General features: G+C 61.8%; 24 protein-coding genes. 9 read left to right on the top strand and 15 right to left on the bottom strand.

Annotated features, from left to right (window positions below; genetic code table 11):
- The first annotated feature begins 65 nt into the window (after positions 1-65).
- A complete protein-coding gene (locus tag HGO38_RS06230; RefSeq protein ID WP_250955078.1) occupies positions 66-965 on the top strand; it encodes a LysR substrate-binding domain-containing protein in 900 nt (299 codons plus the stop codon).
- A 6-nt stretch (positions 966-971) separates the two neighbouring features.
- On the opposite strand, the gene HGO38_RS06235 is transcribed toward HGO38_RS06230, so the two are convergent.
- A complete protein-coding gene (locus HGO38_RS06235) occupies positions 972-1,304 on the bottom strand; it encodes a hypothetical protein (RefSeq protein WP_250955079.1) in 333 nt (110 codons plus the stop codon).
- Between the two features lie 235 nt (positions 1,305-1,539).
- Here HGO38_RS06235 and puuD point away from each other — a divergent pair, with 235 nt between their 5' ends.
- Both puuD and guaD read left to right on the top strand, forming a co-directional pair.
- Entirely contained in the window at positions 1,540-2,769 is a 1,230-nt protein-coding gene (puuD, locus tag HGO38_RS06240) for a urate hydroxylase PuuD (protein WP_250955080.1), read from the top strand.
- Entirely contained in the window at positions 2,769-4,079 is a 1,311-nt protein-coding gene (gene guaD / locus HGO38_RS06245; RefSeq protein WP_250955081.1) for a guanine deaminase, read from the top strand. Before puuD ends, guaD begins: the two co-directional genes overlap by 1 nt.
- 73 nt (positions 4,080-4,152) lie before the next feature.
- On the opposite strand, the gene HGO38_RS06250 is transcribed toward guaD, so the two are convergent.
- Positions 4,153-4,401 carry a hypothetical protein gene (locus HGO38_RS06250; protein WP_250955082.1) on the bottom strand — a complete coding sequence of 83 codons (249 nt, stop codon included), beginning with the start codon at positions 4,399-4,401 and terminating at the stop codon, positions 4,153-4,155.
- Between the two features lie 316 nt (positions 4,402-4,717).
- Here HGO38_RS06250 and HGO38_RS06255 point away from each other — a divergent pair, with 316 nt between their 5' ends.
- The 5 genes from HGO38_RS06255 (at position 4,718) to HGO38_RS06275 (ending at position 8,014) form a co-directional block, all read left to right on the top strand.
- A complete protein-coding gene (locus tag HGO38_RS06255; protein WP_250955083.1) occupies positions 4,718-5,002 on the top strand; it encodes a ribbon-helix-helix domain-containing protein in 285 nt (94 codons plus the stop codon).
- 38 nt (positions 5,003-5,040) lie between these two features.
- Entirely contained in the window at positions 5,041-5,472 is a 432-nt protein-coding gene (locus tag HGO38_RS06260; protein ID WP_250955084.1) for a potassium channel family protein, read from the top strand.
- Positions 5,473-5,543: 71 nt separating this feature from the next.
- Positions 5,544-6,128, top strand: coding sequence for a TetR/AcrR family transcriptional regulator (locus HGO38_RS06265; RefSeq protein ID WP_250955085.1), 585 nt, complete (start codon positions 5,544-5,546; stop codon positions 6,126-6,128).
- A 121-nt stretch (positions 6,129-6,249) separates the two neighbouring features.
- Entirely contained in the window at positions 6,250-6,738 is a 489-nt protein-coding gene (locus HGO38_RS06270) for a hypothetical protein (protein ID WP_250955086.1), read from the top strand.
- Positions 6,739-6,868: 130 nt separating this feature from the next.
- Positions 6,869-8,014 carry an alpha-hydroxy acid oxidase gene (locus tag HGO38_RS06275; RefSeq protein WP_250955087.1) on the top strand — a complete coding sequence of 382 codons (1,146 nt, stop codon included), beginning with the start codon at positions 6,869-6,871 and terminating at the stop codon, positions 8,012-8,014.
- Between the two features lie 13 nt (positions 8,015-8,027).
- Here the strand turns inward: HGO38_RS06275 and HGO38_RS06280 are convergent, their stop codons facing one another.
- The 12 genes from HGO38_RS06280 to HGO38_RS06335 form a co-directional block, all read right to left on the bottom strand.
- The gene (locus tag HGO38_RS06280; RefSeq protein WP_250955088.1) at positions 8,028-8,294 is read right to left on the bottom strand and encodes a Txe/YoeB family addiction module toxin; all 267 of its coding nucleotides are present in this window, start codon (positions 8,292-8,294) and stop codon (positions 8,028-8,030) included.
- 6 nt (positions 8,295-8,300) lie between these two features.
- On the bottom strand, positions 8,301-8,573 hold the full coding sequence (locus tag HGO38_RS06285; protein WP_250955089.1) for a type II toxin-antitoxin system Phd/YefM family antitoxin: 273 nt from the start codon (positions 8,571-8,573) through the stop codon (positions 8,301-8,303).
- Positions 8,574-8,635: 62 nt separating this feature from the next.
- Positions 8,636-9,382 (bottom strand): metallophosphoesterase family protein, encoded by a 747-nt coding sequence (locus HGO38_RS06290; RefSeq protein WP_250955090.1) that lies wholly within the window; start codon positions 9,380-9,382, stop codon positions 8,636-8,638.
- Between the two features lie 3 nt (positions 9,383-9,385).
- Positions 9,386-9,742, bottom strand: a complete 357-nt coding sequence (uraH, locus tag HGO38_RS06295; protein ID WP_250955091.1) for a hydroxyisourate hydrolase — start codon at positions 9,740-9,742, stop codon at positions 9,386-9,388.
- Positions 9,739-10,239 (bottom strand): ureidoglycolate lyase, encoded by a 501-nt coding sequence (locus HGO38_RS06300; RefSeq protein ID WP_250955092.1) that lies wholly within the window; start codon positions 10,237-10,239, stop codon positions 9,739-9,741. The genes uraH and HGO38_RS06300 overlap by 4 nt, the downstream gene beginning before the upstream one ends.
- Before the next feature lie 3 nt (positions 10,240-10,242).
- The gene (locus tag HGO38_RS06305; protein ID WP_250955093.1) at positions 10,243-10,605 is read right to left on the bottom strand and encodes a HepT-like ribonuclease domain-containing protein; all 363 of its coding nucleotides are present in this window, start codon (positions 10,603-10,605) and stop codon (positions 10,243-10,245) included.
- Entirely contained in the window at positions 10,602-10,895 is a 294-nt protein-coding gene (locus HGO38_RS06310; RefSeq protein ID WP_250955094.1) for a nucleotidyltransferase family protein, read from the bottom strand. The genes HGO38_RS06305 and HGO38_RS06310 overlap by 4 nt, the downstream gene beginning before the upstream one ends.
- 59 nt (positions 10,896-10,954) lie before the next feature.
- Positions 10,955-11,977, bottom strand: a complete 1,023-nt coding sequence (gene alc / locus HGO38_RS06315) for an allantoicase (protein WP_250955095.1) — start codon at positions 11,975-11,977, stop codon at positions 10,955-10,957.
- A 1-nt stretch (position 11,978) separates the two neighbouring features.
- Positions 11,979-12,476 (bottom strand): 2-oxo-4-hydroxy-4-carboxy-5-ureidoimidazoline decarboxylase, encoded by a 498-nt coding sequence (uraD, locus tag HGO38_RS06320; RefSeq protein WP_250955096.1) that lies wholly within the window; start codon positions 12,474-12,476, stop codon positions 11,979-11,981.
- A gap of 1 nt (position 12,477) precedes the next feature.
- Complete coding sequence (puuE, locus tag HGO38_RS06325) at positions 12,478-13,401, bottom strand: allantoinase PuuE (protein ID WP_250955097.1); 924 nt, start codon at positions 13,399-13,401, stop codon at positions 12,478-12,480.
- A 114-nt stretch (positions 13,402-13,515) separates the two neighbouring features.
- Positions 13,516-14,223 carry a DUF1045 domain-containing protein gene (locus tag HGO38_RS06330; RefSeq protein ID WP_250955098.1) on the bottom strand — a complete coding sequence of 236 codons (708 nt, stop codon included), beginning with the start codon at positions 14,221-14,223 and terminating at the stop codon, positions 13,516-13,518.
- Between the two features lie 106 nt (positions 14,224-14,329).
- Positions 14,330-15,511, bottom strand: coding sequence for an NAD(P)/FAD-dependent oxidoreductase (locus HGO38_RS06335; RefSeq protein WP_250955099.1), 1,182 nt, complete (start codon positions 15,509-15,511; stop codon positions 14,330-14,332).
- On the opposite strand from HGO38_RS06335, the gene mnmC2 reads away from it, so the two are divergent.
- Positions 15,510-16,241 (top strand): tRNA (5-methylaminomethyl-2-thiouridine)(34)-methyltransferase MnmC2, encoded by a 732-nt coding sequence (gene mnmC2, locus HGO38_RS06340; protein ID WP_250955100.1) that lies wholly within the window; start codon positions 15,510-15,512, stop codon positions 16,239-16,241. The two genes, HGO38_RS06335 and mnmC2, sit on opposite strands and share 2 nt — an antisense overlap.
- Here the strand turns inward: mnmC2 and HGO38_RS06345 are convergent.
- Positions 16,230-20,330, bottom strand: a complete 4,101-nt coding sequence (locus HGO38_RS06345) for a PAS domain-containing hybrid sensor histidine kinase/response regulator (protein WP_250955101.1) — start codon at positions 20,328-20,330, stop codon at positions 16,230-16,232. The two genes, mnmC2 and HGO38_RS06345, sit on opposite strands and share 12 nt — an antisense overlap.
- Between the last annotated feature and the right edge of the window lie 25 nt (positions 20,331-20,355).

A 20,355-nucleotide genomic window follows, 5' to 3' on the forward strand; every position in this document is an offset into this window, starting at 1 on the left:
AATGCTTTATTTTCATGGATCTATCAAAACGAATGAACCGCTGCACCCATAAAGAGAGCTGATCCATGAAACTGTCGCGCCAGTTTCCCCTGAACGCATTGCGCGTCTTCGAGGCGACGGCGCGGCAGGCAAGCTTCACCAAGGCGGGCCAAGAGCTGGGCATGACCCAGACGGCGGTCAGCTATCAGATCAAGCTGTTGGAAGAGAGCATCGGCGAGCCGCTGTTCCTGCGCCAGACGCGCCGGATTTCCCTGACCGAGGCCGGCCAGCGCCTGGCGCCAAAAGTCTCCGAGGCCTTCGACCTGCTGCAGGAGGCGGTCGCCCATGCGCGCAACAGCACCGAAGGCACGCTGAACATCCATTCCACGGCCACCTTCGCCTCGCGCTGGCTGGCCCGGCATATCGGCTCGTTCCAGCTCAAGAACCCGGCCATCGCCGTCCGGCTGGAAACCGCTCAGGAAATGATCGACTTTGCCCAGACCGAGGCCGACGTCGCCATTAGGGCCGGCAAGGGAGACTGGCCCGGCCTGCGCTGCCACAGCCTAATGAAGGTCGACTTCTCGCCGATGGTGAGTCCGGAGCTGGCAGCCAGCATCGGCGGCCTGTCGACACCCGCCGACCTCTTGAAACTCCGGCTGATCGATCCCGGCGACCCCTGGTGGAAGATCTGGTTGACGGCCGCAGGCGTCAGCGGTGCCGATCTCGAAAGCCGGCCCCGCAGCCGGCTGGGCGCCCAGTCCTTCGAAGCGCAGGTCGCTCTTGCCGGCCAGGGCGTCGCCATGCTGACACCGGCCTTCTACCCCGAGGAACTGGCCATGGGCCACCTTATCCAGCCCTTCGACCTCGTCTGCAACGAAGGCTCCCATTACTGGCTGGCCTATCCCGAAAGCCGCCGCAACGCTCCAAAAATCCGCGCCTTTCGCGACTGGCTGCTCGGCGAATTGAAGCCAAGCGAACCGGCCTGAGCGATCTCAGAACGACATATCCGGCGCATAGAAGCAGCGCGGCGTGTCTTCATTCGGATAGAGGCACAGATGATATTCGCTGTCCTGCGAGCGCCGCGTCGTGGTCTGCGGGAACTTGAAGACATGGTCGCGGGTCACCAGCCGGTGATCGCCGGGTGAAAGCGTCAGCTGATAGCCGTTGTTGATCACCTTGACGCTCTGCGAGGGAATCATCTGGCAATCGCCGGTATGATTGTCGCCATTGCAGCAGAAGCTCTCGTAACGCCATCCGCTGTGGGAATCATGGGCCTGAACACAAGACGCATACGCAACCAGAACGCCCGTAAGGATACTGCGCATCGGCTGATCTCCGTGTTGGGGGAAAAGCCGCCGGTTCGACGCCAACCACCTGTCCGGCGGCACTGCCCAATGAATGTAACCGAATTGTCATATTCGCACCAATACAGGAAATCATCGATAGTCTTTTGCAGTGCACACAAAGCGCTGCACAAAATGGCCGGACCGCCCGTCAGCCCCTTCCCTTCGGCCGGAAGTTTTTGCAAGGTGGTGCGTTCGGGGACGAAAGGGATATTGCATGTATGAATTCGCCATCGCCTGGGAATGGCTGGGGCTTGCCGTACGCTGGCTGCATGTCATCACGGCCATCGCCTGGATCGGCTCCTCCTTCTATTTCATTGCGCTGGATCTGGGCCTCGTCAAACGCCCGCATCTGCCCGCCGGCGCCTATGGCGAGGAATGGCAGGTGCATGGCGGCGGCTTCTACCACATCCAGAAATACCTGGTGGCGCCGGCCTCGATGCCGGAACACCTGACCTGGTTCAAATGGGAGGCCTATACCACCTGGCTCTCCGGCTTTGCCCTGCTCTGCGTGGTCTATTACGGCGGCGCCGACCTGTTCCTGATCGATCGCCATGTGCTGGATGTCACCGAATGGCAGGCGATCGGCCTGTCGGTCGCATCGCTCGCCATTGGCTGGATCTTCTACGACCAGCTCTGCAAGTCTCCCCTTGGCCGCAACACCTGGGGCCTGATGGTGCTGCTCTATCTCGCCCTGATCGCCATGGCCTGGGGCTATACGCAGATCTTCACCGGCCGCGCCGCCTTCCTGCATCTCGGCGCCTTTACCGCCACCATCATGTCGGCCAATGTGTTCTTCATCATCATCCCGAACCAGAAGATCGTGGTGGCCGACCTGATCGCCGGCCGCACGCCCGATCCGAAATACGGCGTGATCGCCAAGCAGCGCTCGCTGCACAACAACTACCTGACGCTGCCCGTCATCTTCTTCATGCTGTCCAACCATTATCCGCTGGCCTTTGCCACCGCCTATAACTGGATCATCGCCGCGCTGGTCTTCCTGATGGGCGTCACCATCCGCCACTGGTTCAACACCACGCACGCGAGAAAGGGGCGGCCGACATGGACCTGGATCGCCACAACCGTCATCTTCATCGTCATCATGTGGCTGTCGACCGTGCAGAAGCCGCCGGTGGAGACGGAAACGGCTGTTGCGCCCAGCAATCTGCGCTTTGCCGAGAACGTGCATTTCACCGCTGCCCGTGACATCGTCCAGTCGCGCTGTTCGATGTGCCATGCGGCCGAGCCGGTCTGGGAAGGCGTCGTTCGTCCGCCGAAGAACGTCAAGCTGGAAACCGATGCGGACATCACCGCGCATGCCCGCGAAATCTATATCCAGGCCGGCCGCAGCCACGCCATGCCGCCCGGAAATATCACCGAAGTGACGGCTGACGAGCGGGCTCTGCTGTCCGCCTGGTTCGAAAGCGCCGTGGAAGGCAAGATGTAATGACCGAAACACTGATCCGCGGCCGCCTGCTCACCTTCCGCCGCGCGCCGCTCGATGCCGCCGACACCGAGAGTTTTATCTACGAGACCGACGGCGCACTGCTGATGTCCGACGGCGTGATCCAGGCCTTTGGCGCCTATGCGGATGTCAAGGCCAAGGCAGAGGATGGCGTCGAAGAGATCGACCACCGGCCACACCTGATCCTGCCCGGCTTCATCGACACCCATGTGCATTTCCCGCAGATGCAGGTGATCGGCTCCTATGCCGCCAACCTGCTGGAATGGCTGAACACCTATACCTTCCCCGAGGAGTGCCGTTTCGTCGAGAAGGCCCATGCGGAACGCATCGCCGTGCATTTCTTTGACGAATTCCTGCGCAACGGCACCACGACGGCGGTCGCCTATTGCTCCGTGCACAAGACGTCTGCCGATGCCTTTTTTGCCGAAAGCCTGAAACGCGGCACGCGCATGATCGCCGGCAAGGTGATGATGGACCGCAACGCGCCGCAGGGCCTGCTCGACACGCCCGAAATGGGCTATGACGAAACCCGAGCGGTGATTGCCGACTGGCACGGCAAGGGTCGCAATCATGTGGCCATCACGCCGCGCTTTGCCATCACCTCGACGCCGCAGCAGATGGAACGCACCCAGGCGCTCGCGGAGGAATTTCCCGATCTGCATATCCAGACCCATCTGTCGGAAAACCACGACGAGATCGCCTATACCGCAACGCTCTATCCCGACGCCATCGACTACACCGATATCTACGCCCATTACGGATTGCTGGGGCCGAAAACCCTGCTCGGCCATGCCATCCATCTCTCGGACCGCGAGGCGGACGCGATCAGCGAGGCCGGCGCGATTGCCGTGCACTGCCCGACCTCGAACCTCTTTTTAGGCTCCGGTCTGTTTCCGCTGAAAGCGTTGAAGCGCCGGGACAAGCCGCTGCGCATCGCCGTCGCCACCGATATCGGCGGCGGCTCGAGCTATTCCATGCTGAAGACCATGGACGAGGCCTACAAGATCCAGCAATTGCTCGGCGAGCGGCTCAATCCGCTCGAAAGCTTCTACCACATGACGCTCGGCAATGCCGAAGCCCTCTCTCTCAGCGACAAGATCGGCACGCTGGAGCCCGGAACCGATGCCGATGTCATCGTGCTGAACGCCTTTGCCACGCCGGCCATGGCACTGCGCATGGAAACCGTGAAAACCCTTGGCGAGGAACTGTTTCTGCTGCAGACATTGGGAGACGATCGCGCCATCGTCGAAACCTATGTCGCCGGGAGAGCATCTAAGCCCAACGCTATTTGAATCTGGTTTTTCTGGAGAAAAACGGGGTACCGGTGGATCGATACCCCATTAGCTTGGGAGGTCTAAGAACTGATCAATTCTTCTTCTCGACAGCCGCAACGCCCACTTTCGCGGTATTCGTCTGGTGTGATGCTGCATTGCACTCACCCCTCTCTGAATAGATTAACGCTGCTATTGTCACTAAGGCAGCGACAATAAGACCTGATATGACATCCGCCACGATCCTTTTCGGCGGAAACCACTTTTCGTCTTGAACGCTGGACTGAAGATTTTCCTTCAGTTTGCGATCAAGCAGTTTTTCGAAATCGGGATGCATTTGCATCTGTCTTTCGTTCCTGTGCCCTCGTTCGATTCAGGGGGGGCCAGTTCCCTGCTTTCGCCCGCTAAGGGCAAAAAAGTTGTGCTGAATTCATAGGCGACCTCCTGTGTTGGTCAGGCTGATTCCTGACGGTATAAATCGCTACCTTAGGGCTAATGTATAGTTGGTAACGATCTATTTACTCATCTAGCTCAAAGTCCGACATAGGTCAACACTGATCAACTTTGTCTGACAAAGGTTGACGTAGTTATCCCCAAACGCTATGTGTATTTACGAGATTCAATAGGTTCCGAGCTCTGCCGGAACAGGAGCTAGACCCATGACAAACCCCGTCACAAATAAAACGAACACATCCGATTCGATTGCAGATAACCCCGAAGTCAGCCGCTCCCCCTATCCAAGGGTGACAGTTCGTCTGACCGGCGATGTCGGGGCAGCAATCTCTGAGATTCAGGAAGCAACTCATGCTTCCTCGCCGAGCGAAGTCATCCGACGGGCGATTCTCATATACCACACAATGGTAAAGCAAAAAATGCAAGGCAACAATACATACATTGAGAAAATCAAAGGCGAAACAATAACTAAAGTCCCAATTCTACTATGATTTTCGTATCTCTAGCAACATAAAGGCTTTGATATTTGATGATCATCAATCTGTTCGTCGGCACGCTGATGATCTCGCTGACCGTCATCATCCACACCTTCGGGCTGATGGCGGTCACCCATGCGATGAACTGGATCACCGGCCGGATCCGCATCGAAGGGCATCGCAGCCGGATTCTGGCGATGAACACCGTGGTGATCGGCATTTTCGCGGTGCTGACGGCGGAAATTTGGCTCTGGGCGATATGTTATGATCTGATCGGCGTGGTTGCCGACTTTCCGACCGCCCTCTATTTTTCCACCACCACCTTTGCCACCGTCGGCTACGGCGACGTGATCGCCGATCCGCATTGGCGCATGCTCTCGGCGCTGGAAGGCATCAACGGATTTCTGCTGATCGGCTGGTCGACCGCCTATCTGGTGGCGGCCGGCATGAGGGTCGGCCCCTTCCGCTCGGGCGAGCATTTCTGACACGGCCCGACGACAAGACTCCGATCGGACATGGACTTGACAATCTACCTACTAGTTGGTAGACAAGCGCCATGAGCAATCTTTCGACCACATCGGACCAAATTCTGCAGCACGCCCGCACATTGATCGTCGCCGGTGGCTATAATGGCTTCAGCTATGCCGACATCGCCAAACTGGTCGGCATTCGCAATGCCAGCATCCACCATCACTTTCCCAGCAAGGCAGATCTGGTCCGCACGCTGGTCAATCGCTATCGGCAGGACGCGGAAGCGGGATTGGCCAAACTCGAACAGCATATCGTTGACCCGCTCGCACAATTGCGCGCCTATCTCGGCTATTGGGAAGCGTGCATCCTGGACAATACCGCTTCCTTCTGTGTCTGCGCCCTGCTGGCGGGCGAAGCACAGCTTCTGCCCGAGGAGGTCCACGTCGAGGTCAAGGCGCACTTCAGAAGCCTGTCGGCATGGCTGACGCGGGTGATGGAACGCGGCGCCAGCCAAGGTGTGCTCTCCTTGAGCGCAACGCCGGAGGCCGAAGCGGAAGCATTTTTGGCGACCGTGCATGGCGCCATGCTGTCGGCCCGCGCCTATGGCAATCCGCAGATCTTCGGCATTGTGACAGGGACGCTTCTGCACCGGATCTTACCCAAAGCCTGAACGAACCCGCCAGACAGGTATTTTTCGCCATCGAACCTACCAATTAGTAGGTAGACTTCACGAAACGCCGCTGCCTCAATCCCAAGACGAATGAGCAGCGCCCACAGAAAAGGACATCGACATGTTCGGAATCTCTCCTCTCGGCTGGGTACACACCCTCGGCAGCCTGCCGGCCATTCCCCTGGCCATCTATATGTTCGCCCGCTACGGACGGATCGCGCCGCGCACCACGGCGGGCGCGGTCTATTTCGTGTCGATGCTGATCGGCGCTCTCACCGTGTTCCTGGTGGCCCACCAGGCCGCAAGCCCGGTCATCGGCGCGGTCACGCTTGTTTTCCTGCTGGCGGGCTATGCCGTCGGCCATGTCTCTGTCTTGGGCAAGGCAGCGCGCTACCTGGAAACGATCTTCCTCAGCCTGACGGCCTTTTTGCTGATGGTGCCGGCCGTCAGCGAAACCCTTCGCCGCGTGCCCGACGGCCACCCCATCGTCACGGACCTGAATTCGCCGATTCTACTCGGCGCCCAGGCAGCCCTTGCCGCCATGCTGGTCGTTGGTCTGACCGCGCAGATGATCCTGTTGCGCCGCGAGGGCCGCAGACTGAGCCGATAGCCGCGGCCAGTGGCCTACGCTGTGCATGGGACAACAGGTAAAAAAACTTTACCTGCCGTCCCTCGTCCCATTCACAAGCCTTCCGGGCTCATGCTAGGTCTTGAGGACACGCAGTTGCAGGGCAGGTCCGATGGCAAATCCTCTCGAAATCTCCGATCTCAAGCGCCTGGCAAAACGCCGGGTGCCAAAACTGTTCTTCGACTATGCCGATAGCGGCGCCTATTCGGAATCGACCTATCGCGCCAACGAATCCGATTTTACCCGCATCAAGCTGCGCCAGCGCGTCATGGTCGACATGACCAACCGGTCGCTGGCCACCACCATGGTCGGCCAGCCCGTCTCCATGCCGGTGGCCCTGTCGCCGACCGGGCTGACCGGCATGCAGCATGCCGATGGCGAAATGCTGGCGGCACAAGCGGCGGAAGAGTTCGGCGTGCCGTTCACCCTGTCGACCATGAGCATCTGCTCGATCGAGGACGTGGCGTCCGTTACCACCAAGCCGTTCTGGTTCCAGCTCTACGTGATGCGCGACCGCGATTTCGTGATGAACCTGATCGATCGCGCCAAGGCCGCCAATTGCTCGGCCCTGGTGCTGACCGCCGACCTGCAGATCCTCGGCCAGCGCCACAAGGACCTGCGCAACAGCCTGTCCGCCCCGCCGCGGCTGACGCCGAAGCACCTCTTCCAGATGGCCATGCGGCCGCGCTGGTGCTGGGACATGATGCAGACCAACCGCCGCACCTTCCGCAACATCCACGGCCATGCCAAGAACGTCTCGGACCTTGCCTCGCTCGGCGCCTGGACGGCCGAACAGTTCGATCCGCAGCTGTCCTGGAAGGATGTCGCGTGGATCAAGGAGCGCTGGGGCGGCAAGCTGATCATCAAGGGCATTCTCGACCCGGAAGACGCCCGCATGGCCGCCGATACCGGCGCCGACGCCATCATCGTCTCCAACCATGGCGGCCGCCAGCTCGACAGCGCCCATTCGTCGATCGCCATGCTACCGCGCATCGTCGATGCGGTCGGTGACCGGATCGAAGTGCATATGGATGGCGGCATCCGCTCCGGCCAGGACGTGCTGAAGGCCATGGCGCTCGGCGCCAAGGGCACCTATATCGGCCGCCCCTTCCTCTACGGCCTCGGCGCCATGGGCAAGCCGGGCGTCACCAAAGCGCTGGAGATCATCCGCAAGGAACTCGACATCACCATGGCGCTCTGCGGCAAGCGGCTGATCACCGAGGTCGACCGCGACATCATTGCCGACAGCCCGTTCTGAAAGGCGTCAGGTCTCAGTAATGCATCCGGCATTGGGCGACGATCAGCATCTGACCATCGCCCTCGCCGCGGACTGTGTAGACGAGCCGGTGCTCCTGCGTGATCCGACGCGACCACCAGCCCTTCAACGGCCAGCGCAATGGTTCCGGCTTGCCGATCCCGTCGAAGGGATGGCGCAGCGCGTCACGGATCAATTCGTTGATCCGGTTGACGATCTTTGCATCGGTATCCTGCCAGTAGAGATAATCCTGCCAGGCATGCGCGTACCACGCCAACAGCATCGGCGCTTACTCCGCCGCAGATCTTGGCTCGATCAGGTCTTTGAAATCGATAGGGCCCGCCGCATCGATGTCCTGCACCGCCGTCAGCAGGCGCGCGGCATTAATAGGCGAGGACAGCAGATGCAGGGTCTCCATCATCCCCTCATATTCGTCCTTGTCGACGATCACGACCGACGGCTTGTCGCGGCGGACGATTTCGACCGGCACACGATCACGCGTCACCCGATCCAGCAGACCGGCCAGTTCTTCGCGGGCTTTCGAAAACATGATGGTCTGCATGGCAACTCCTCCAGACCTGTACAGTATGCGGTACAGGTCTGGAAAAGGCAAGAACGGCTGTTCTACCCGACCCAGCCGCTCGACAGCGCATTGGCCCAGCTCGGCCGCCCGCGGTCGGCGGCAAGCCTGGACATGGCCATGTGGTCATAGGGCACCAGCCTGGAGGTCACCGACCAGCCCTGCGCGGTCTCGTCGAGGATGGCATAGGAGGCAAGCGGCGTCGCTGTCTCCACCTTGTGGTAATAGGGCAGATCGTCGTCATAGCCGGGACCGCCGACGCTGCCCGGATTGACGATCATCCGGCCGTCGGAGAGCATGACGACCCGCGGAATATGGGAATGGCCGCAGAGGATCAGGCGCTGCTGGACCCCGCCTGCCAGCGCCTCGATCTCGGCGCGCGGCCGCAGATGCACATGACCTTCGGCGCTGACGCCTTCGAGCCAGTAGGTATGGTCGCTTTTCGGCGTGGCATGGCAGAGGAACACCGCGTCGCGCCAGACCGTCGAAAACGGCAGGGTCTTCAGCCAGTCGAGATGGGCGGGCCTCAGCTGTGCAAAAGCGTCGGCCTCCCATTCGTGCATCGTGCCTTCGGCATGTTCGATCAGGTAGCGGTCGTGATTGCCGCTGACGGTCACAAGGTCCAGCGACAGCAGGAGGTCGGCCGTGCGGCCCGCATCGAGCGGTCCCGACAGGCAGTCGCCAAGATTGACGATCTCGCTGATTGCGATGCCCTGCTGGCGGATGTCGGCCAGCACCGCTTCCAGTGCCAGATGGTTGCCGTGGACGTCGGCAATGGCGGCGAAACGCATGGCTCAGCTCCCGCGATAGGTGGAATAGCCATAGGGCGACAAAAGCAGCGGCACATGGTAATGGGCCGTCGGATCGCTGATGCCGAAGCGGATCGGGATGACGTCGAGGAACGGCGGATCGGTGAGCGCCGCGCCGCTGCCGCGCAGATAGTCGCCGGCATGAAACAGCAGCTCGTATTGCCCGACCTGGACGGTCTCCGCCGTCAGGATCGGCCCGCCGTCGACGCGGCCATCGGCATTGGTAAACACCGTGGTGATCAGATCCGCCCCCTCGTCTTTCATGCGCAACAGCTGGATCTTCATGCCTTCGGCAGGTTTGCCGAGCGCCGTATCGAGTACATGGGTGGTCAGACCGGTCATGGCTGCGGCTCCGCGATGATGTAGGGCGTTTCGAAAAAGAACTCTTCCAGATTGGTACCCGGCCCGTCGCGATCGACGACCAGGAAATCGCTGACGGCACCGAGTGCCATCAGCGGATGGTGCCAGACATTGCAGCGGTAATTGACACCCTGGTCGCCGCGCGCCAGAAACACCTGCGGCCGGCCGGGCTTGCCCCCCTCATCCGGCGAGACGGCCAGCAGGAAGGGGCGTCCCGACAGCGGCGAAAAGCTCTGGCTGCCGAACGGATGGCGCTCCATCATCGTGATCGCATAGGGAAAGGCCCTGGGCTGGCCGCGAAAAATGTTGATGATGACGCGCGCCCCCTCGCCCAAGGCCTGTGGCGCCGCCAGCCCATGGAACCGCTCGGTGGTGCCGCCATTGATCAGCCTCATGGTCAAGGGATCGGCTTCGATCACCTCGCCGAAGGGGGCGAAATGTTCTGAGGTCAGCGGGTGGATGGGGAGTGTGTCAGCCATTGATTATTCGCCTTCGGCACGCCAGTGAAGAATGGCATCGATTTTGTCGACAAGCTCGGGCGCCTCGATTGTGGCCGTATCCCAGACCCGCTCCAGATTGATCTCGAAATAGCCATGCGCCATGCGATTTCTCATGCCGCGGATCTCGGCCCACGGGAACTCCGGATGATCGGCGACAAAGTCGGGATATCGATCCATCAGCTGCGTCGCCGCTTCGGCAGCCATCAGCAGGCTCATGCCGACGGCGCGCTGGACCATCATATCCTTGAGGAAGGTCGCCCTATCGACGCTTGTCGCCAAGCCATGGGCATCAAGGGATGCCTGCCGCATGCGCTCAAGCAACAGGGTCAGACGCGCCCGACTCATATCGGCTTGGCCTCGGACAGCACACGCTGGCGTACCTCTTCCGGAAAGTCCCCAGGCGTCAGCAGATGAACCTGCGTGCCGGCCATCAAGGTTTCAAGCGCATCCTGCAATCCGCCGAGACTGAGGAGCGTCGATCCCGGAAGATCATCCACCAGAATGTCGAGATCGCTGTCCGGCCGGTCCTCGCCGCGCGCCACGGAGCCGAACACGCGCGGATTGGCCGCGTTGAAGCGTGCCGTCGCCTCGCGGATCGCCTGCCTGTTCTTCTCCAGCACCTCAGAGGGTTTCATCGCCACATCCGCTCCTTGCGTCCGCGGCCGCAACGACGGCCGCGGGTCGGAGAATAGCATCAGGCCTTGATCCCGAACAGCCGCAGCCGCATCACCCCGCCGTCCGGATGCATGGCAAAGCGCACATGGGTGATCGGGCCGATATCGGCAAGGTCGGCACCGCTGAATGCATGCTCGCGGTCCATCTGCAGCTTCTGGCGCGACAGGATCGGCTGCCACGCCTCGGAAGCGGCAATGTCCGCCGCGCTGAACGTATCGCCAGCCTCCGGCAGAAAGGCGCCGAGCAACTCGCAGGTGTCGGGGAAATTGCCCTTGAAGAAATGGGTGTCGACGACAACCCGGCGCAGGGTGCCCGGATGGCCAAGACGGATGATCGCCCAGTCGTGGCCTGGGCCGCGGCGGCGCTTGGTTTCCCAGCCGTCGCCCATGTTGAGGCCGCGGCCGGGGCCGAGCATCTTGTCGGGCACGCCGTAATGGGCATCCGACCAGGCCAGCGCCTTGGCGCCATTGAAGACATAGCCGAGGTCGACCTCCTCGTCGGCGCCGACCTTCGACCAGTCGAAATAGGCAGCGCCATAGACCCTGAGCCGCGCCACGCCGCCATCCGGATAGATATGCAGCCGCAGATGGGTCCAGACCTTGTCGCGGCCGCTCATCTCGAAGAAATGCTGGGCGCCGGGACCGAGCGGCGATTTGGCCAGCAGTTCCGTCCACACCGTTGCCTCGCCCGGATCGCCGCTCTCGACGAAGGCCGCCTCGATCGAGCAGAACGGCGGATAATTGCCGGTGAAATAGCGGGTATCGACGTCGAAACCGTAGATCCGGCCGGGCATGGCGAGCTTGACGATCGCCCAGTCATGGCCGGGCACGCGCTTGCGGCGGCTTTCCCAGCCATCCATGTATTTGCCGTTGTCGTCGTAGAGATCGGGATCGAAGCTGGCCGGCACATCGTTCAGCATTCGCTCGAGCGGTGCGAAGAATTCGTCGCTGGACGCAATGCCCTTGGCACAGAGACGCGCCGAGGCGAGATTGACGGCACCGGCTGCGAAATCGGGCAGGACGACGGGATCGCTGATGATCATTTCAAGTCTCCGAAAAAAGGGCTTCGAGGCGCAGGCGGGCAATCTTTTCGACCTGGGCCGAGGCTGTCGCCAGCTCCGCCTCCCTGGTATTGCCGATGCGGGCCTCGAAGGCCGACAGGATATCGTTCTTGTCCAATCCCTTCACCGCGATGATGAAGGGAAACTCGAATTTCGCGACATAGGCGGCGTTGAGCTCGGTAAAGCGGGCGTGCTCTTCAGGGCTCAAGCGGTCAAGACCGGCGCCGGCCTGCTCTCGCCGGCTGTCCTCGGTCAGCTCGCCGGCAATCGCCAGCTTGCCGGCGAGATCCGGATGGGCCCGCAACACCCCAAGCCGCTCGGCTTCGCTGGCGGTGCGAAACATCGCACAAAGCGCATCATGGATATCGACTGCCGTCAAAGGCTCGTCGATCATCTCGGCATCATAGGCACGCTCGGCAATGAACGGCGAATGCTCGAACACGCCGCCGAAGCGGGCGACGAAATCGTCTCTCGCGATCATCTCAGACCCCTGCCGGCTGGTGATGCTGATGCCAGTGCCGGGCGATGTCGATGCGCTTGGCGACCCAGACCTTGTCGTGGCTCTGCACATAGTCGAGGAAACGCGCTAGCGCAGCGGCGCGGCCCGGACGGCCGACCAGCCGGCAATGCAGGCCGACATTCATCATCTTCGGCGAACCCTCGGCCCCTTCGGCATAGAGCGTGTCGAACGTGTCCTTCAGATAGGCGAAGAACTGGTCGCCGCTGTTGAAACCCTGCGGCGTCGCAAACCGCATGTCATTGGCATCGAGCGTATAGGGAATGATCAGGAACGGCTTGCCATCGAGCCCGTCCACCCAGAACGGCAGATCGTCGGCATAGCTGTCCGACGAATAGAGAAAGCCGCCCTCCTCCATGACAAGCTTCAGCGTATTGCCCGACGGCTTGCCCTGGTACATGCCGAGCGGATGGGAGCCGGTCAGTTCCTTGTGCAGACGCACCGCCTCCAGAATGTGCTGGCGCTCGACGTCTTCGGGGAAATCCTTGTATTCCAGCCAGCGGTAGCCGTGGCTGGCGATTTCCCAATCAGCTTCCTGCATGGCGGCCACCGCATCCGGATTGCGCGCCATGGCCAGCGTCACGCCATAGACGGTGACCGGCATATTGCGGGCCGTGAACATGCGCCACAGCCGCCAGAAACCGGCGCGCGACCCGTATTCGTAGATCGATTCCATGTTGAGATTGCGCTGGCCCGGCCAGGGCTGCGCCCCGACGATTTCCGACAGCAGCGATTCGGACGCCGGATCGCCGTCGAGAATCGAGCTTTCACCGCCCTCCTCGTAATTGACCACGAATTGCACGGCGATGCGCGCATCGCCCGGCCATTTCGGATCGGGAGCGGTCCGGCCATAGCCGATCAGGTCGCGCGGGGTGTGTTTACTCATCATCAAATCACCTTGGGGCTCTACCGGACAAACGGTAAGCATCCCATGGGCCCTTGTCGAGATGGAAAACCTGGAGCAGCCTGTTGCGTTTTTGGGTGCACGCGCGTGTGGATTGGCTCAGGCGGTCCTGCGCGCCGATACACGGCCCATGGGATGTAGCGAATGCACCTGGAACGGCGCACCCGGTTCCCGCTCGAAGAACAGCGCCAGATTGTTCACGATGATGCGCTCGCAGAGCAGCGGCCCGAAATAATCGTTGAGCGTCGTACCGAAGCGCTCGACATCCCGCCCGCCGAGCGGACCGGTCAGCGTCATGTGGAAGCGGAATTCCTCCATCGCATAAGGATGGCCCCAGCGGTAGAGATTGGCGAACTGCGGCGCCGTCAGGCGCTCCGGCGCCATGCGCTCGAGCTCCCCTTCGGTCAGCGGCGCGCGATAGCTGTCGAACTCCTGGACGACGGCGGCCGCCAGATAGTCGAGCGCCGGGCACGGCTTTGTCGGCATCAGGCCGAAGAAGTCGCCAAGCCGCGCCACTTCAAGCCGTGGCAGATCGAACGGCTCCAGCGTTCCGGCAAAGCGCATCATGTCGCGCAGCAGGCTCGCCTCCGTCCGCTCCGGATCCATGCGGAACGGCGCTTTCAGCGATGCGTGAAAGCCGTAGCGGCGCGGCAATGCGGTGTGGAAGGCGATCTCGTGCAGGCCAAGCCCGCGGATCGCCGGATGCTCGACAGCTTCGCCGGAATAGACGCTGCGGCCCAGCCAGCTCGCGGCGGCAAAGGACAGCGGATCACCGGCTGGTGTCGTGAAAGAAATGGCATAGCGCATGCACGTTTCCTCGTCCGTCGGTCGATGCCATTTTAGCAATCGACGTTATGAGCAAGGAACTAGGTGATTTGCATGACAGCCTGACGACGGGCAGTGCGAAAAAGATTCACGTTCTGCGCGAGGCCACAGCCAGGTGATTTTCGAGCGAGAAGGATGCCGGAAGCCCCAGCGGGCCGCCGCAGACCGCCGCTATCGCCGCTTCGGCCAGGCGGTGCGCCATGCCGAAGCTGACCTTGAAGCCACCGGTCAGCGCAATGACATTTGCGTGATCGGGATGTGCCCCGACCATCGGATCGCGATCGATGGCTTTCGGGCGCAGGCCCGCCCAGCGCTCGATGACGAGGGCCTCGGCAAGACAAGGCGCCAGCAGCCGGGCCCTTTCGATCAGCGCGTCGAGTTGCCCGTCGGTTCCTTGCGGATCGTTGAAGCGGTTTTCGCTGGTGCTGCCGATCGCCACATGGCCGCCGTCGTGCGGCACGATGTAGAGCCCGTCGAGATAGAGCAGCGGCAGGCCCGGATCGACATCGGCCTTCAACAGCGCCGCCTGGCCTTTCACTGGCTGGCCGAGACGTTGTGGCAACGGATCGCCGAGATCCTCCAGCAGCGCGAAGGCGCGATGGCCGGCGGCAATGATGCAATGGCCGAAGGCGATCGAGGTGCCGTCGAACAGCGCTGCGACCGCGGCCGACGAATCGATTCGCACCACCGCGGCGCCCTCGATCACCCGCACATGCCGGGCCGTCTTGAGCAAAGCCGCAAGCATCCCACCCAGCCCGCGCGGCGACACCCGTGCGGCCAGCGTGTCCTGCACCAGCCCGGCCTCGGCGAATTGTGGAGCCGGCCAGTCCGGCGCAACGGCAGCGTCCAGCACATGCCAATGGAAACGCCGTTCTCCAGCGACCCAATGGCTCTGCGCATCGGCGCAATGGCGCTCGGCGATCGGTCGCAGATGCGCTTTTGGCAGGGGAATGAGCCGGCCGCTGCGGCGATAGCCAGCCTGCAGACCCGTGACCTCCTCCAGGCCGCGGATCTCGTCTTCCAGCGACAGCAGCGCATCGAACTGAAACTGCTTCTTCTCCGACCACTTGTCGGGCATATGCGGCATCAGCGCGCCGAGCAGCCCGCCACTGGCGCCCTGACCCAGCCGTCCGCTGTCGATGAGGATGGTGTCAATCCCGCAGCGTTCGGCATGCACCGCCGCCCAAAGGCCCATGATGCCGCCGCCGACGATCAGAAGCGGCGTGGACAGTTGACCGGAAAGCCGACCCGGACTATCGGCATAGATCATGACCAATTCCATTCCCGATGCAGGTACCGATCCCGAGAGCCCCAGCCTCGTCTGGCACGACGGCGATATGCCTTATTCGACAGACTTTGGCGATCATTTTTATTGCCAGACCGACGGTCGGCTGGAATGCAGCCATGTGTTTCTGGCCGGCAACGGCTTGCCGCAACGTTGGCAACAGCCGGGCGAATTCCGCATCGGCGAACTCGGCTTCGGCACCGGCCTCAATGCGGCCGAGACCTGGCGGCAGTGGAAAGCGACCAGGCTGCCGGGCTGCCAGCTGCATTTCATGTCCTTCGAACTCTATCCGATGCAGGCCGACGCCATCGACCGGGCACTCTCGCGCTGGCCGGAGATCGATGCCGAACGCCAGCAACTGGTCGCCCTGTGGCCGACGGCGCCTGAGGGAACTGTCAGCCTGCAACTGGACGACCAGACGCGGCTGACGGTGGTCTGCGGCCATGCGCTGGAGGGCGTTAAGGCCTCCGATGCCGGTTTCGACGCCTGGTTTCTCGACGGTTTCGCGCCCTCGCGCAATGCCGACATGTGGTCGGCCGAGATCCTGCAGGCCGTGCATGACAAGACAGCCCCAGGCGGCAGCTTTGCCACCTATGCCGCCGCCGGTTTCGTGCGGCGCAACCTGACGGCAGCCGGCTTCAAGATCGAACGACGTCCGGGCTTTGCCGGCAAGCGGGAAATGCTGTGCGGCACCAAAGCCCTGTCAGCCGCCTGACCGACCGGCCTCGGACCGTGCCAGACCGGCCTTGCCGCGCCACTGCTCCATCTTCTCTTCAAGCGCTTCCGGGCTGATCGGCTTCGACAGGTAATCGTCCATGCCGGATGCCAGGCAGATCTCCCGGTCGCTTTCCAGCGCATGGGCCGTGATGCCGATGATCGGCACATGCTGGCCGTCGCCGGCCCGCCGCTCCGCCTCGCGGATGGCACGTGCCGCCTCGTGTCCGTTCATGACGGGCATGGAGACATCCATGAGGATCAGGGCGGGATGGAGCCGTCGCCAGGCCGCAACCGCTTCGCGGCCGTTGCCGACGATGCGAAAGGACAGCCCGGCGGCCTGCAGGATCTGGGTGAAGACGATCTGGTTGACCTCATTGTCCTCCGCCACCAGCACGTCGCAGCGCCGCAGCGCTGGCGGCTCATGGAGATCCTCTCCGGTGCCGATCGTGTCCTGCAAAGGCTTTCGCTTCGCAGCACCCTCACGGGTGGCTGGCGCTTTTTCAGATTGGACGTATGGCACCTGGGCGGCCTTGTTGCCGCGCACCCGCGCCGACCGCAGGACATCGACGATGGCGCCGCGCAGCAGATTGGCGCGCGCCGGCTTCATCAGATGCGCCTGGACGTTGAGCGCCTGGAAGGTCCGGTCATCGCCCACCATGTCCATCGAGGTCAGGAAGATGATCGAGATCGCATCGAAGCGCTGATCGGCCCGGACCAATCGCGCCACGTCGATGCCGTTCATATCGGGCATATGATAGTCGATGATCAGCGCATCGACCTTGATCTGCGAGCGGGCCGCCTCGTCGAGAATGGCCAGCGCCGTCGCCCCATTGTCGACGGCCAGCCCGTCAAAGCCCCACATCGCCAATTGCTCGGTGAGGATCTGGCGGTTCACGGCATTGTCGTCGACCACCAGGATGCGGGATCCCTTGACATTGATCGGCAGAGGCGTGGCGCGATGACGTTCGCTTGCCACCTCAAGCGGCAAATAGACGCTGAAGGTCGAGCCCTGCCCGACTTCGCTGTCGACCTCCATGTAACCGCCGAACAGATCCACCAGACCGGCGGTAATCGCCAGACCAAGCCCCGTGCCCTCATGCCGGCGGGTGGACGACGCATCGACCTGCGAAAACTTCTCGAAGATCGACAGCCGCTTGGCCTCGGGAATGCCGATGCCGGTATCCTTGATGCGCATGGTCAGCATGACCGTTCCCGATCCAAGCGGTGCGCAGGACAGGTCGATCAGCACATGACCCTTTTCGGTGAACTTGATGGCGTTGCCGACCAGGTTGGTGGCGATCTGGCGGAAACGACCGGCATCGCCCATCACCATATTGCGGATGGAGGCCTCGCCGCGAACGACCAGTTCGATATCCTTGTCGGATGCCGGCGTCGACAACAGCGTGGCGACATCCTCGACCGCCTCGACCGGATCGAATGGCGCCTTGCGCAGGGTGAGTTGACCGGCATCGATCTTGGAGAAATCGAGAATGTCGTTGATGATCGTCAGCAGCGCATTGCCCGACTTGACGATGATATCGACGAAGGTCTTCTGGCGCGTGTCGAGCGGCGATTTGGCCAGAAGCTCTGCCATGCCGAGCACGCCATTCATCGGGGTGCGAATCTCGTGGCTCATATTGGCGAGGAATTCGGACTTGGCCTTGTCGGCCGCCTCGGCCCGCGACAGAAGCCCGGTCAGTTCCTCTTCGCGCCGCTTCAGATCGGTAATGTCGGTGCACAGCACGACCCAGTGGCCCCGCTCACTGATGGAGACCTCGATCTGCACCCAGGTCCGGCCATCTGCCAGGAAGCTCGCCACGAAGGATTCCCCCCTCGCCGCCTTGTCGGTCCAGTCGGCAAGGATGGTATCGGCATCCGCGCCAAAATCGCCGCGTCTGGCGCAAAAGTCGAAACAATCCTGCCAGCGATTGCCGGGCGCGATGACATCCGCGGGAAAATCGACGATCTTCGCCATGGACTCGTTGCATACGATGATCTCGCCGTTTTCGACCACCACCAGTCCCTGCGCCATGGCGCCGGTTGCATCGTGCATGAGTTGCCCGACCCGCTCCAGCTGCAGCCGCGCTTCGCTGATCTCCCGCTCACGCCGGCGCACTTCGGTCAAATCCGAATAGGTAATGAGGACCTTGTGGTCGAGCAGCCTGGTGCTGGTGATCAGCACCTGCTTTCCATCGGGACCGGTCAACTCGCGCGTCGCGGTCCCTTGAAGGGAGCGCAACTCCTCAAGCCGATCCTTGATCGCCACCTCGAAGCCGCGGCCCTCATCCAGGGTCCAGCCCTTGTCGCGATTGGAATCGGCGAGATCGGTGAGCGGACGTCCCTCAAGAGACCGGCCCTCGGGCCACTCCCAGATTTCCATGGTCTTGGGATTGGCATATTCGATGGTGAAATTCTCATCGAGGATCAGGACTCCGACCGGCATGGTTCTCAGCGTCGCCATCAGGTCGCTGTAGAGCTTTTCGGCCTTTGCCTGCGCGGCTATAAGCTCCCGTTCCCGGACCTTCAACAGCGAAACATCGGCCATCGACCCGACCAGGTATCGCTTGCTGTCCGGCGTGACGATCCGGTTGAGACAGGTGATAACAGAAACATCCTGCCCGTCCGGCAGCGTGATCTCCTGGGGTTTTTCCAGCGGTTCGCCGGTTTCCAGCACATTCAGGTTTTCCTGACGCAGCTTCGCACCGTTGCGGGGGAACATCTCGTCTTCGCGTTTGCCGTAGAACATTTCGCGATCGCCACCGAGCAACCGCGCATAGGCGGCATTGGCGAAGATCAGCCGGCGATCCTCATCCCGCACGAACACCGGCACCGGCAATTGCTCGATGGCGGCCCGGTACAGCACGGTTTCCTGCTCGCGCTGGTGCAAAGTGGTGATGTCGGAATAGGTGACGAGGATCTTGCCCGAGGCCAGTCGTTTGGCGCTGATGGCCAACACGCGTCCGGCCTTCGTCAAGGCTTGCGACGTCATATTGACGTCTTTGGAATTGAACTGTGCGATGCGCTGCTCGAACAGTTCGTCGGACGTCAAATCGCTGTCGCCATAGTGGCCGCGCCGATAATTGTCGACCAGGAAATCCTTGTAGGCAAGGCCGATCAGCCGAGCGGGAGAGGCATCAGCCAGCAAGTCGTAGAAGACGTCATTGGCATATTCGATGATCAACTGCTCATTGAGGATGAGCACGCCAACCGGCAGGCTGCGCAACAGGCTTTCAATATCCTGATGCAGGGTTTCCGCCTGCGCGCGCGCCGCCAGCAATTGCTGTTCGCGCTGTTTGAGGCTGGTTATATCCGTCAGCGAACCGACCACGAACCGCGCGCCGCTGCCAAGCGTTATCCGGTTGCCGTGGGTGATGAAGGTGTGCTCGGCGCCATCGCGGATGAACGCGTCCTCAAGCTCGACCGTCTCGCCGCCATTAAGAATCCGGCGGTTGTCGTCCTGATATCTCTGGCCAATTCCGGGGAAGGTTTCAGGCTCCGTCTTGCCAATCAGCGCCTCCGGCGTGAGCCCGACGATCTCGACATAAGCGCTGTTGGCAAACACCATCCTGTGCTGTTCGTCGCGCACGAAAGTCCCAACCGGGAGATCCTCCAGCACGGCGCGAAACAGATCGGACGATCCTGCATGCACGGCTGGCGCCGGGCGGGACGCGGTGCCGGCTCTGCCAGCCGCCTTGCTCCGCACAGCGCGCGGCCCCGCCGCGGTCCCACGCTTTTTCGGCTTGTCACGGAACACCGCAAACAGGAAGATATTCTCGTCTTCGGTGACAAACCGTTCCAGCTGCACGCCATAGCGGTCCGGCCCGAAGGGATCGAAGCACAGCGCCTGCTCCTCCTGGCCGAACACCAGAGCACGCCGCTCCATTTCAGCGCCGGCGGCATCCTCGGCACGGCCGAACAGTTCGTCGCTGGTCTTGCCGACAAAAGCCTCGGGCGGCAGGTCGAAAAAAGCCGAATAGGCTGCATTGACCGCGACATAACGAAGCTCGCTGTCCTTGACATAGGCAGGCAGGTCAAGATCTTCGATCTTTCCGCATGCAATGCTCAGCAATCCTTCATCCGCACTCAACAGAGTTTCCCCGCTCGGCCATCGA

Origin of the sequence: Rhizobium sp. CG5, from assembly GCF_023701945.1 — a bacterium.
Lineage (GTDB): Bacteria > Pseudomonadota > Alphaproteobacteria > Rhizobiales > Rhizobiaceae > Allorhizobium.